Source organism: Nocardia sp. NPDC050175 (genome assembly GCF_044459885.1).
In the GTDB taxonomy this organism is placed as follows: Bacteria; Actinomycetota; Actinomycetes; order Mycobacteriales; family Mycobacteriaceae; genus Nocardia.
In genome coordinates, this window is sequence record NZ_JBITJI010000006.1 from 230,342 (window position 1) to 243,291 (window position 12,950).

At 66.9% G+C, this 12,950-nt stretch carries 11 protein-coding genes; 6 read left to right on the forward strand and 5 right to left on the reverse strand.

Features of this window, described 5'->3' with window-relative positions; all coding sequences use genetic code 11:
* Positions 1–14: 14 nt before the first annotated feature.
* Positions 15–1,478 carry a class I adenylate-forming enzyme family protein gene (locus ACIBK2_RS21985; protein ID WP_396969406.1) on the reverse strand — a complete coding sequence of 488 codons (1,464 nt, stop codon included), beginning with the start codon at positions 1,476–1,478 and terminating at the stop codon, positions 15–17.
* Positions 1,479–1,643: 165 nt separating this feature from the next.
* Between ACIBK2_RS21985 and ACIBK2_RS21990 the strand changes: the two genes are divergently transcribed.
* The 4 genes from ACIBK2_RS21990 to ACIBK2_RS22005 all read left to right on the forward strand — a co-directional run bounded on the left by ACIBK2_RS21990 (position 1,644) and on the right by ACIBK2_RS22005 (position 6,897).
* On the forward strand, positions 1,644–2,942 hold the full coding sequence (locus tag ACIBK2_RS21990) for a PucR family transcriptional regulator (protein WP_396969407.1): 1,299 nt from the start codon (positions 1,644–1,646) through the stop codon (positions 2,940–2,942).
* Positions 2,943–3,183: 241 nt separating this feature from the next.
* Positions 3,184–4,875 (forward strand): PHA/PHB synthase family protein, encoded by a 1,692-nt coding sequence (locus ACIBK2_RS21995; RefSeq protein ID WP_396969929.1) that lies wholly within the window; start codon positions 3,184–3,186, stop codon positions 4,873–4,875.
* 10 nt (positions 4,876–4,885) lie between these two features.
* Positions 4,886–5,719: an alpha/beta fold hydrolase gene (locus ACIBK2_RS22000; protein WP_396969408.1), complete on the forward strand. Its 834-nt coding sequence runs from the start codon at positions 4,886–4,888 to the stop codon at positions 5,717–5,719.
* Positions 5,716–6,897 (forward strand): acyl-CoA dehydrogenase family protein, encoded by a 1,182-nt coding sequence (locus ACIBK2_RS22005; protein WP_396969409.1) that lies wholly within the window; start codon positions 5,716–5,718, stop codon positions 6,895–6,897. The genes ACIBK2_RS22000 and ACIBK2_RS22005 overlap by 4 nt, the downstream gene beginning before the upstream one ends.
* A gap of 4 nt (positions 6,898–6,901) precedes the next feature.
* On the opposite strand, the gene ACIBK2_RS22010 is transcribed toward ACIBK2_RS22005, so the two are convergent.
* Together ACIBK2_RS22010 and ACIBK2_RS22015 are read right to left on the reverse strand one after the other, a co-directional pair.
* Complete coding sequence (locus tag ACIBK2_RS22010) at positions 6,902–7,096, reverse strand: ferredoxin (protein WP_396969410.1); 195 nt, start codon at positions 7,094–7,096, stop codon at positions 6,902–6,904.
* 26 nt (positions 7,097–7,122) lie between these two features.
* Positions 7,123–8,343 carry a cytochrome P450 gene (locus tag ACIBK2_RS22015; protein WP_396969411.1) on the reverse strand — a complete coding sequence of 407 codons (1,221 nt, stop codon included), beginning with the start codon at positions 8,341–8,343 and terminating at the stop codon, positions 7,123–7,125.
* A gap of 28 nt (positions 8,344–8,371) precedes the next feature.
* Here ACIBK2_RS22015 and ACIBK2_RS22020 point away from each other — a divergent pair, with 28 nt between their 5' ends.
* Together ACIBK2_RS22020 and ACIBK2_RS22025 are read left to right on the forward strand one after the other, a co-directional pair.
* The gene (locus ACIBK2_RS22020) at positions 8,372–9,064 is read left to right on the forward strand and encodes a TetR/AcrR family transcriptional regulator (protein WP_396969412.1); all 693 of its coding nucleotides are present in this window, start codon (positions 8,372–8,374) and stop codon (positions 9,062–9,064) included.
* 331 nt (positions 9,065–9,395) lie between these two features.
* Complete coding sequence (locus tag ACIBK2_RS22025; protein ID WP_396969413.1) at positions 9,396–10,667, forward strand: metallophosphoesterase family protein; 1,272 nt, start codon at positions 9,396–9,398, stop codon at positions 10,665–10,667.
* On the opposite strand, the gene ACIBK2_RS22030 is transcribed toward ACIBK2_RS22025, so the two are convergent.
* A complete protein-coding gene (locus ACIBK2_RS22030; RefSeq protein WP_396969414.1) occupies positions 10,664–11,824 on the reverse strand; it encodes a hypothetical protein in 1,161 nt (386 codons plus the stop codon). The genes ACIBK2_RS22025 and ACIBK2_RS22030 overlap by 4 nt on opposite strands.
* Position 11,825: 1 nt before the next feature.
* Positions 11,826–12,917, reverse strand: coding sequence for a hypothetical protein (locus ACIBK2_RS22035; protein ID WP_396969415.1), 1,092 nt, complete (start codon positions 12,915–12,917; stop codon positions 11,826–11,828).
* Positions 12,918–12,950 lie beyond the last annotated feature (33 nt).

Consider the following 12,950-nt stretch of genomic DNA (forward strand, 5'->3'; position numbering starts at 1 on the left):
GATGCGGGCGGAACTCAGGACTGGTCGGCGGCGACCCGCCGCAGGGTGGGTTTGTCGATCTTGCCGACGGGGTTCTTCGGCAGGTCGTCGAGAATCGTGATGGCAACGGGGAGCTTGTATTTCGACAGCGCCTCGCGCACGTGCGCCTGGATCTTCTCGGTGTCGAGCGCGGCGCCGGTGTTGAGCGAGACGTAGAGCACCGGCTCCTCGCCGTACACCGCGTGCGCCCGGCCGACCACGGCCGCCTCGGCGATCTCGGGCAGCTGGTAGACGACGGTCTCGATTTCCTTGGGGTAGATGTTCTCGCCGCCGCGGATGATCATGTCCTTGGCGCGGTCGACGAGCACCAGGTAGCCGTCTTCGTCGACGCGGCCGACGTCACCGGTGTGCAGCCAGCCGTCCACGATGGTGCGCGCCGTCTCGTCCGGTCGATTGAGGTAGCCGCGCATGACATTCGGTCCGGATACCAGCACCTCACCGGCCGCGCCGTCGGGGACCGGGGTGCCGTCCCGCTCGGCGATCCGAATGCGCTGCCCCGGCAACGGGATTCCGACCGTGCCCGCCTTGCGCGGGCCGTACAGCGGATTGATCGTGCTCGCGCAGGACCCCTCCGACAGGCCGTAGCCCTCGATGATCGGTATGCCGTACCGGTTCTCGAACTTGGTGAGCAGTTCGACGCTGGCCGGCGCGGCGCCGCAGACGGCGAAGCGAACCGAGGACGTGTCGGACCGCACCTCGTCCGGCAGATCCGACAGCATGGTGTAGATGGTCGGCACCGCCGAGAAGTAGGTGGCGCGACTCTGTTCGACGCGGTCGAAGAAGGTCCGCACGCTGAACCGCCCGGCCACCGTGGCCTGCCCGCCGGCCAGCAGCGGCGAAAGTGTCCCGGCCACAATGCCGTTGACGTGGAACAGCGGCAGGATCAGCAGGCTGCGGTCGGCGGCGGTGAGCGCGAACGCCTCGATCACCATGGCGCACATGGCGTTCAGGTTGGCGTGATCGAGCATGACGCCCTTGGGGCGGCCGGTGGTGCCGCTGGTGTAGATGAGCAGGGCCAGGGCATCGTCGCCGACCTCGACGGAAGCCGGGGATCCCGGTTCGGCGGTGCCGAGGTCGGCCACCGGGATGATGGTCTCGACCGGCGCGGTGAAGTCCGGGCGCTGTTCGGCGATCAGCACTTTCGCGTCCGCGTCGGCGATCTGGTAGCCCGCCTCGATCGGGGTGAGCGACGGGTTGATGGGCGTCACCGCCGCACCGAGTCGCCATGCGGCGAACAGCGATACGACGAAACCCGCGGTATTGGGGAGCATGACCGCGACCACGTCACCGGCGACGACGCCCGCGGCGCTCAGCGCGCCGGCGGCTCGGCGCACGGCCGCCAGGAACTGGGCGTTGTCCAGTGTCACGGTGTCATCGGCGAGCGCGGGCGCGGTGGGCATCGCGTCGGCTCGGCGATCGGGCAGAGTTGTCAGATTCATGGGCTGTCCTCGGGAAAGCGGGCGAGCGAATGCCGACAACGGTAGAAATCCAGGGCGTTCGCGGCTCCGTCGTGCGCCGACGAACTTCGCCGACCCCGTTGTCCTCGGGGAACAAGAACCACCGATTCGCCAGCCAACCGGCCGTGCGGCTTCTACCGTGGAGACGTGACGAGCATTCGTCGCGACGCCGATGTCGATGTGCGCCCGTATGTAGCGGGGATCGCCGCCCGCCTCAATGAGCGGGTGACGCAGATCAGCGCGAGCTTGCGACATGGCCTAGAGGACGACATCCCGGAACTGCGTGGCGATTCGCGCACCGTCGAACTGCTCGGCGCCAGCGTCGAGGGCAATGTCGACACCCTGCTGCACGCGCTGCGCCACGACATTCCGGTGGCCCGCATCCAGCCGCCCGCCGCCGCCATCGAGTACGCCAAACGCCTTGCCCAGCACGGTGTTCCGGTCACCGCGCTGATTCGCGCCTACCGGCTCGGGCAACGCCGGATGACCGATTTCGTCTTCGCCGAGCTGCGCGCGGTCGGCATCCCGCCGGAGGATCGGATCAGCGTGGTGGAGACCATCACCACCATCCTGTTCGAATACATCGACTCGATCACCCAGCAGGTCGTCGCCATCTATCAGAGCGAACGCGAGCAGTGGCTGGAGAGCCAGAACAGCAATCGGGCACTGCGGGTGCGCGAGGTGCTCGTGGGTCGCAAGCCCGTCGATGTGGATGCCGCCACCGAGTCCATCCGCTACCCGCTGCACTGGCAGCACGTCGCGCTGGTCATGTGGTTTCCGGATACCGGAGAGGACGGCGCGGCGCGCGATCAGTTGCTCGGCCTGCTGCAACGGTATCTCCGGGAACTCGCCGAAGCGGTCGGCACCGGCGCCAATCCGCTGTTCGTGGCGGCCGACCAGGGCAGCGGGTGGGCCTGGCTGCCGTACCGGGCCGCCCGCCCGGACACCGTCGCCACGATCCGGGCCTTCGCCGAAACCCGCCCGGGCGCACCGTGGCTGGCGATCGGCGAGCCCGCGCCGGGCCTGGCCGGGTTCCGGCGCTCGCACCGGCAGGCCCAGGCCGCCTGGTCGGTCGCGGTGACGAGCGGGCTTCCCGCGCAACGGATCATCGCGGCCGACGATCCCGGCGTGGCGGCCGCGGCGCTGCTTGGCGGCAATATCGCCGCGGCCAGGGAGTGGGTGGACGAGATCCTCGGCGACCTGGCCGCCGACAACGAGAACGACGCGCGACTGCGCGATACGCTACGGGTTTTCCTGCGCACCGGATCCAGCTACAAGGCCGCCGCCGTCGAACTCGACCTGCACTTCAACTCCGTGAAATACCGGGTGGGCAGGGCGATTTCGCGACGCGGCCGGCCGATCGACGCGGACCGGCTCGACGTGGAACTGGCGCTGCTGCTGTGCCATTGCTACGGCGCGGCGGTGCTGCGACCGGAAGCGCCCTGACCGTCCGGGACAAAGATCGCCACGCACTTCGTCCTCCGGGCACAATGGCACGCCGCCGATTCGGATCTACCGTTCTCCTCATCGAATTCCACCGCAGCGCGACAGCACCGCCGCCCAGCGCTCCATGGACGATCCGATGCCCGTCGACACCGCCGCCGCAGGCATCGAAGGCCGTACCGCGTGTCACCGCCGCCGCGCACCCGGCAGTCAGGCCGCCGCCGCGCCCGCGAGGAGAACCACCATGACCACCACCATCGATGATGCCGACGAACTCGCCGCTCCGCTGGATCTGCTGCTCACCAGTTCGGCCATCGGCGTCGGACGCCGCATGCTGCCGAACACCTCGTGGACCAGGCTCGGTCTCGCGCTGGCCAGGAAACCCCGCACCGTCGCCGATCGGGTCGGCACGCTCGGCCGGGAACTGGCGACCATCGCCCGCGGCGATTCCGACCGCGCTCCGGTGAAGGGCGACCGGCGCTTCGACGATCCGGCCTGGCGGGACAACCCGCTGTTCAAGCGTTCGATGCAGGCCTACCTGGCCGCCAACGGCACTGTCGACGCCCTGTTCGCCGAGGCCGAGTTGGATTGGCGCGACGCCGAATGGATGCGGTTCGTACTCGACAACGTGATGGAAGGCCTGTCACCGAGCAACAATCCCCTACTGAGCCCGCTGGCGTGGAAAGCGCTGGTGGACACCGGCGGTCGCAGCGCGGTGCGCGGGCTGCGGCACTTCCTGTCCGACATGGCCGCGTCGCCGCGGGTGCCGTCGATGGTGCGGCCCGATGCCTTCCAGATCGGCGAAACCGTGGCGGCCACACCGGGTTCGGTGGTGCTGCGCACCGAGATGTTCGAACTGATCCAGTACGCGCCGCAGACCGAGACGGTGCGGACGGTGCCGCTGCTCATGGTGCCGCCGGTGATCAACAAGTTCTACGTGATGGATATCGCGCCCGGCCGCAGCATGATCGAGTACTTCCTCCGGCAGGGCCAGCAGGTCTTCGCCATCTCCTGGCGTAATCCTGGTGCTGAGCAACGGGATTGGGGCTTCGACGCGTACGGGCAGGCGATCATCGACGCGCTCGACGCCGTCGAGGCGATCACCGGATCCGACCGTACCCACCTGCAGGCGTCCTGCTCCGGCGGCATCATCGCGGCGATGACCGCGGCCCATCTGACCGCCATCGGTCAGGCCGACCGGCTCGCCGGACTCACCCTCATGGTGACCGTGCTCGACCAGACCCGCGCCGGATTCGCGGCCGCCGCCATCGACGAGGAGACCGCGGAGATCGCCATCGCGCTGTCGGCCCGCAAGGGTTATCTGGATGGGCGAGCGCTGGCCGAGGTGTTCGCCTGGCTGCGGCCGACCGATCTGGTGTGGCGATACTGGGTCAACAACTATCTGCAGGGCCGCGATCCCGCACCGTTCGACGTGCTGTTCTGGAATGCCGACACCACCCGGATGGCCGCCGCGCTGCACCGCGACATGGTGCTGCTAGGCGTACACAACTCGCTGACCGTGCCGGGCCAGGCCCACATGCTCGGCACACCGGTCGACCTCTCGACGCTCACCGTGGACACCTATGTGGTGGCCGGGATCGCCGACCACATCTCCCCGTGGCAGTCCTGCTACCGCAGCGCCCGACTGCTCGGCGCCAAGGATCTGCGGTTCGTGCTCTCCACCAGCGGGCACATCGCGGCCCTGGTGAACCCGCCGGGAAATCCCAAGGCCTCCTACCGAATCGGCGCACCCGACGCCGCCGACCCGGCCACCTGGCTGCACGGCGAGGACAAGCAACAGGGCTCCTGGTGGCCGAACTTCACCGACTGGCTTGGTGATCGCAGCGGCGCGGAGAAGGACGCGCCGACCACGCTCGGCACTTCCGAACTGCCGCCACTGACCACCGCACCGGGCACCTACGTGCTCGAACACTGAAAGTGACGCTATGACAACCACTTCCGAATCATCGGAGCCGACCGACGAGGAGCATCTACTCGCGGTGCTCGGCCAGCAGATCAGGGTGCAGGTGCGGTGGGGACAAGGGGTGCCGCTGGTGCTGTGCAACGGCATCGGTGCCAGTCTCGAAGTGCTCGATCCGCTTGTCGCGCAACTCGATCCGGCGACCACCGTGGTCCGGTTCGACGTACCGGGAACTGGCGGTTCGCCGAATTCGCCGCTGCCGTATGGGTTTCCCTATCTCGCCGCGGCCGTGCGGCTGGTGCTGCGCAAGCTCGGCATCCGCGGCAAGGTCGACATCCTCGGTCTGTCCTGGGGCGGGGCGCTCGCCCAGCAGTACGCGTTTCAGTATCCGCGTGGGTGTCGCGCCCTGATCCTGGTCTCCACCGGTACCGGCGTGGTGATGGTGCCCGCACGGCCGACCCTGCTGCTGAAAATGCTGACCCCCCGCCGATTCCTGGACCACCACTATGCCGCGCGCATCGCCGCCGAACTGTACGGCGGCAGCGTACGCAACCACCCCGAGACCATCGAACGCCTGCTGGATCGGCAGCTGATGGCCGGGTCCCGGATCGGCTACCTGCATCAACTGCTGGCCGGTTCGGTATGGACCAGCCTGTTCGCCCTCCCCCTCATCCGGCAGCAGACGCTGATCGTGGCAGGCACCGACGACCCCATCATTCCCATTGTCAACGCCCGCATCATGCATCGGCTGCTGCCACATTCGACGCTGCACCTGCACGACGGCGGCCACGTCGACCTCATCACCAACGCCGCCGAACTGGCACCCGTCATCGAAACATTCCGGAAAGATCAGCCATGACAACCGATCCCGTCGACACCGCCGACTTCTACGCCCTCGAAGATCTGCTCGATCCCGACGAGCAAGACTTCCTGCACGGGGTACGCAAGTACATGACCACCGAGGTGGATCCGATCATAAATCGGCACTGGCAACGTGGCAGCTTCCCCTTCGAAATCGTCCCTGGGCTACGGGATCTCGGACTTGCGGGACTTCCCTATCGCGGATATGGCTGTCCTGGACGATCTTTCCTCCTCGACGGCATGGTCGCCATGGAGCTCGCGCGCACCGATCCCTCCATCGCCACCTTCGCCGGCGTGCACGGCGGCCTGGCCATGGGCTCGATCTACCTGTGCGGCAACGACGAACAGAAGCAGCGCTTCCTGCCGGAGATGGCGCGAATGGACCGGATCGGCGCCTTCGGCCTCACCGAACCGGAGGTCGGTTCGGGAGCCTCCGGTGGCCTACGCACCACCGCACGCCGCGACGGCGACAGCTGGATCCTCAACGGGCAGAAGAAATGGATCGGCAACGCCACCTTCGGCGACCTGACCGTCATCTGGGCCAAGGACCTGGACGACGGACAGGTCAAGGGGTTCGTCGTCGCCAACGACACACCAGGATTCGAGACCTCGAAACTCGAGGACAAGATCGCGCTGCGGGTGGTGCAGAACGCGCTCATCACGCTGACGGACGTGCGCGTCCTCGAGAAAGATCGCCTGCAGCAAGCGAATTCGTTCCGTGACACCGCAAGCGTGCTGCGAATGACCCGCGCGGGCGTGGCCTGGATGGCCGTCGGCTGCGCCCGCGGCGCCTACGAGAACGCCCTGCGCTACGCCTTGGACCGGGAGCAGTTCGGCCGCCCGATCGCGGGTTTCCAACTGGTGCAAGACCTGCTGGTGCGGATGCTCGGCAACATCACCTCATCCTGGGCGCTGTGTGCCCGCCTGTCCCAGCTGCAAGACCAGGGCCGCGCCGAGGACCGGCACTCCTCGCTGGCCAAGGCGTGGTGCACCGTGCGGATGCGCGAAACCGTCGGATATGCCCGAGAACTGCTCGGCGGCAACGGCATTCTGCTGGAACACAATGTCGGGCGGTTCGTCGCGGACGCCGAGGCCATCTACTCCTATGAGGGCACTCGCGAGATGAACACCCTCATAGTCGGCCGGGCCATCACCGGACTCAGCGCCTTCGTCTGACGGTCTACTCGGTGAACGCGACGGCCCCGGAGGGGCAGATGTCGGCCGCCTCGCGGACGGCGGCCGCGCTGGCCGCATCCGGGTCGGCGTCGAGCACCTTGACCAGGCCGTTGTCATCGTCCTGATCGAAGACGCCGGGTGCGGTCAGCGCACAGAGTCCGGCGCCGATGCAGACATTTCGGTCGGCGGTTACTCGCATGTGGTCTCCTATCGTGCTCGGCGCGGTCACCAGGTCACCGGGAGTTCGTTGACGCCCTGAATGGTGCTGCCGGGCCGCAGTTTCAGTTGATCGACCGGCACGGCCAGGCGCAGTGTCGGGATGCGCTCGAACAGCGACGCGAGGATTATCTCGAGTTCCAGGCGGGCCAGGTTCTGGCCGAGGCACTGGTGCACGCCGTAGCCGAACGCGATGTGATGGCGGGCCGAACGGTGCACGTCGAAGGTGTCCGGCTCGGCGAACACCGCACCGTCCCGGTTGGCGATCGAATTGCTGACGAGCACACCTTCGCCCGCCTTGATCACCTGCCCGTCGATCTCGATGTCGGCCTTCGCGAACCGGCCGCCCGCGATATCGGCGATGGCGAGGTAGCGCAGCAGCTCCTCGACCGCGCCCGGGATCAGCGTGGGGTCGGCGCGCAGGGCGGCGTGCTGGTCCGGATGCGCAAGCAGGGTGATCACCGACAGCGAGGTCATCGACGCCGTGGTCTCGTGGCCCGCGACCAGCAGCAGGATCGCGGTCGCCACCAGTTCGTCGCGGTCGATCTCACCGTGCGCCAATTGATCCGTGACCAGGGCGGACAGCAGGCCGGGGCCCGGTTCGGCCTGCGCCTTGGTGAGCAGACCGTCCAGGTAGACGGCCAATTCGTTGCGCGCGGCGATCGCATCCTCGGCGGTCGTCGACTGCACCAGTCGTCTGCTCGCGTCCTGGAACAACTCGTGGTCCTCGTACGGCACGCCGAGCAGTCGGCAGATCACCAAGGACGGCACCGGCAGCGCGAACTGGCTGACCAGGTCCGCCGTCGGGCCTGCGGCGAGCATGTCGTCGATGAAGCCGTGCACGATCTTTTCGATGTCGGCGCGCATGCCCTTGACGCGTTTCAGGGTGAATTCGCTGATCAGCATCCGTCGCTTGGCGCCGTGTTCCGGCGGATCGAGGCTGATGAAGGCCGGCGGGGTCTGCTGGAAGGTCTGGAAACGCGGCGAGGTGGCCGGGAAGTGGTCGTGTGTCCGATCGGCCGACAGCCGCGGGTCGGCGAGTAGGGCGCGGGCGGTCTCGTGCTTGGTGACCACCCAGGCCGGGCGGCCGTCGAAGAGGGTCACCCGCCGCAGCGAACCCTCTTCGTCTCTTAGTTGGGTGTACTGCTCGGGTAGGTGGTACGGGCAGGTGCGGTCGCTCGGAAAGGTGGGAGCGTTGTCGGTACGGGGTGGCGCAACAGTGTCAGTCATCGGTTCCCCTCGAGTTCGTAAGATACTCTTGGTACTCTATTTTCAGGTTAAGGTGTCTTCGCAAGTGACGCAACGTTTTTCAGGAGACCGGTTTCCAGTGAAAGTCCAGCAATCCGTCGACGCGACGGACGAATATCGCAAGGGCACGCGTCGGCGCGGCGAGGAACTGGAGCGCGCCATCCGGACGGCGACGCTGGAAGAGCTTGCCGCCGTTGGCTACCAGGGACTGACCATGGAGCGGGTCGCCAACCGGGCGCGCACCAGCAAGACCGTGCTTTATCGGCGCTGGCCCGGGCGCGCCGAACTGGTCATGGATGCGTGCAAGGTGGGCGGCCTCTCGAATGTCGATGTCCCCGATACCGGTTCGCTTCGCTCAGACGTGATCGCGCTGCTACGCCAGGTGTCGGACACCATGGACACGCCATTCGGCGGCATCATGCGCGGCCTGCTCGCCGAGATGACGCGCGACCCGGAGCTCGGCAGGCTCATCCGGGAACGGGTGCACAAGGTCGGCCCGACATCGATCCATGCCGTGCTGGAGCGCGCGGTCGAACGCGGCGAGGTCGACCGGGCCGTCCTTGGCTCGCGGCGGGCCACGGTGGCGACCGATCTGCTGCGCAATCACTTCCTGTTGTTCGGCACGCCGGTCGGCGATGACGTCATCATCGAGATCGTCGACGACGTCTATCTGCCGCTGGTGCTGCGCTCATCCGGGGAATAGGCTGGGCCACTTGATATTTGAGATCGCCGCAGGTCGGTACCGACGGATGGCGTAGCGACCGCGACCGGTCGATCTCGTCCGGCGACCACTTCCACTGTGCAATTGCCGGAAGCTGTTTTGTCATATCCGGGCTCCGGCATGTTCAACTGCCGACCGTACCGTCACAGTGGTAGTGGCGGACGGAGATCCCATGCTCGATCCACGACTCAGAACCGCATGGTTGGCGAACGTAGCGGCCGGCGCGGCCGCGGTGACCGTGCAGAGACCGTTCTATCCAGCGCCGAGACTCACCCTGATACGTGCCGATTCGGTTCGGGCACAAGGTGATTCGATGGTCGCCTCGGACCTCGAGTTGGTCACCGTGACTGATAGTTCGGCGATATTCACCTGGACGACCCGTGCCCGCGATAACGCGGGACGCTTGCGCCCGGTGCCCGCCGATACCGAGGTCCGGATCGCGCCCGCCGACGGCCTCGGCGCGGCGCGGACCCGCTATCTCGACTCCCGGGCCACCGCCTATCACTACGCGGAGATCGACGGCCTCGAGCCGGGGCGCGTCTACCGGTTCGAGGCCTACTCGAACGGCCGTCGCGCCGTGCCCGCCCGCACCCTGGTGACCAGGCGATCCGGCTCCCCCGAATCCACCGGCATCTTCACCACCGCGACACCACCGCCGGGCCGGCTGTTGCGCACCATCGCACTCGCCAACGACGTGCACTACGGCGAGCACACCAGCGGACTCATCGTCAGCGGCATCCCCACCGGCTTGCGGCACGACACCTTGCACTACCCGGAGTTCATGCTGGACGCCCTGCTCGACGACGTACGCCGCCCCGACCGCGCCGCCGACCACCTCATCATCGCCGGCGACCTCACCGACTCCGGCACCCTCGACCAATCACGGGCGATACGAGCACGATTGGACTCCTGGGGCGAACTCGGCCGCGACTACTTCGTCTGCCGCGGCAACCACGACAAACCGGAACGCCACCGCGGCCGAACCCGAGACCACTGGGGCGCCGTCTTCCACAGCCGTCAGCGACTCGTCGAATACCACCTCGGCGGCCTACGCCTCATCGGCCTCGACACCACCCGCCTCACCGGCTCCGGCGGCACCATCGTTGCGCCGCAACGAGATCGACTGCGCGAGATCCTCGCCGCCGATCCCCACCGCCCCACCCTGATCTTCGGCCACCACCCCGTGACTTCCCATGCGGCAGTGAGCAATCCAGGCGGCCCCGGCTTCGTACTAGACCCTTCCAACGCCGCCGCCCTACACACCCTGTACCGAAACGCCCCCGGCGTCTTCCTACACCACAGCGGCCACACCCACCGAAACCGCGTGAGCCGCCCCAACATCGGCATCAACGTCGAATTCCTAGAGGTAGCCGCAGTCAAGGAATACCCAGGCGGCTACCTACTCCTGCGCCTCTACGAAGGCGGCTACACCGCCAACTTCTACAAAACCCGCTCCGACGCCGCCCGCACCTGGAGCACCCGCACCCGCCGCCAATACCTAGGCCTACACCCCGACCACGCCCTAGGCAGCTGCGTCGACCGCAACCACACAACCCACCGCGACTTCTCCGGCCTGACGGGCTAGCTTTCCGGAGCGAGCAATTGTTCGAGTTCGTCCCAGCTTTCGGCGTTCGACTGTAGCCGACCACGGATGCCGTGGGCATTTTCGACTGCTAGACAGCCGATCCGAAGCAATTGCGGAACATTCACATGACGCACGGCGGTCCAGCGACGCTTGTCGTCCAGGGTGACGAATCGGGCGATCGCCTTTCCCACCGATGCGGCGCCGACGAGGGCGTTGGCGGCAAGGAGAAGTTCCTGACGCAGTGTTTGGCGTCGAGGGTCGAGGTCCGGGCTGCCGGTCGCGGTGTAAGCCCTGGCGTGCACATGTGTCCGAATCACAACCTCGGTCACCAGGACACTCAGCGATGGGGTCAAAATCCCTGATCGCATATTCAGTCCATTGCCTGCGGACGGACCGAGATAAACTGCGTGCGCGAATCTCCGAAGTTGACGGTTATCGAGCTCATACAGCAGCGACGATCCCGGCAGCGGCAGGCTCATCGGCGTGAGCAGGTCAGCAGCAAGGTGCATGGCCCACAGGACCAAGGCATCGGCCGGAGAGTCGACCTTGCGGAATTGTCCGGATACCGACACCGCCGCTTTGTCTCCGTGATCCCAACGCACGCCTCGAAATTCGCCGTTTCGGATTTGCCGCAGCGCCTCGAATGGTCGCGCGAGGTCGTGCCCGGCTGATCGGACACGATGGGCCCGGCCGCCGAATCCGGGCCCGGTGTAGTCGATCGCCAAACGTTTTCCCGCGCGTTCCCATATCCGCATCCGTTTAGTGCGCCCGATCGAGGTGAATGTTTCGGTGACGGCGTGATCAGCCGTTGCGTCGAACCACACCGCGAGGGCTCCGACGAGACCGGCGATGCCGACTGCCACGAGGTCGTCACGATCCCAGGCAATGCGCTGCCGTGCTTGCCATTGCTCGAACTGCGCGCGCTGCGCCGGTGTCAGCGCGGCGTCGAGATCGGTCTCGGACCAGCCGCGAGTGAGTCGAATACGATCGTTCAGCTCCGTCATCTCCGAATACGAGGTCGATGGCGGGGCGGCGGCAACGACCGGCAGATCGGGGTCATCGTCGACGAGGGCCCGCTCGGTGGCAGCCTCGAGTTCGGCCAGTCGCCTGCTGATGGTGTCGAGATTGCGATCGATCGCGTCGTCGGAGTTGTCCATGTCAGCTGTCCGCCGACTCCGGGATACGGTCGAGCACGACTTCGATTGCGGCGGCGGATATTTCAGCCTGTTGGCTCTGCTGTCGGAGTTCGTCACGCAACCGACGGTTCTCGGCCGAAAGTCGAGCCTTGTCGGCATTGAGCCGTCGGATCCTGGCGATCAGTACCGCACGATCCGCGATCACTTCCTCCAAGCGCTGCTGCAGCGCCAGCACCACCCGGCGCCGCATCTCGTCCTTGTCGGTCTCTTCGGCGAGAACAACCCGGTTGATCAGGTCCAGCCGCATCGCCCCCATCACGACCTGCCCTGCCGTCCATGGCGTCCACCGCGCACCGGTCGCCGCGACCCCGGCACTCGCGATACCGCCGAGGCTGGTCACCAGCGCGGTGCCACCGGCGACGCCGAATCCGCCCGCGGCGAGCGACCCTCCACCAAGAGTGGCCAGTCCGGCCGAGGTCGCCGCCGCACCGGAAAGCCCTGCGGCCGTGCCGATCGCCGTGCCGATGATCGGCGCGGCCCAGCCGGCCGTGGCGACTCCGACACCGAGCCCGACCACTCCCGCCACCGCCACTCGCCCCCAGCGAATGTTCTTGCGGCGCAGCCGACGAACAAGAGCCCTTTGCTCGGTGAGCATCGCCGCAAGATCGGATTCGCCCGCCTCAGGCAAACATGAAACCAACGCGCGCAACGACTCTTGGCGAGTCTGCGCATGCCAATGAGCCTTGTCCGGCCAAGGATCGAAGAGCACGAGGTCAACCATCATCAGCAACGAGCTCCTGCGCGAGACGAACTCCTGCAACGTCTGCCAGCCGTGATCTGCGATGCGTTCCGCAACCGACTCCGCCACATCGGACTCGACCAGCACAATCAACTCCCGAACGAATTGCGAACCCGCCATGCTGCTTTCGTCCTCAGCCAGCATCGCACGCAGCCCCGACACCGCCTCATCGCGAGCCTTCTCCTTCACCACGATGTCGTTCTCCGACCGCGTCGCCACCAGATCCGCCTGTATCATCGCGATCTGCATCGCCGCCAACGAAACCGATTCCGCCCACGCCAATACGAACTCCCCATCGCGCGACTCGTCGCCCACCCTGCCCCACCCTCTCAGCCCAGATCGGCGAAC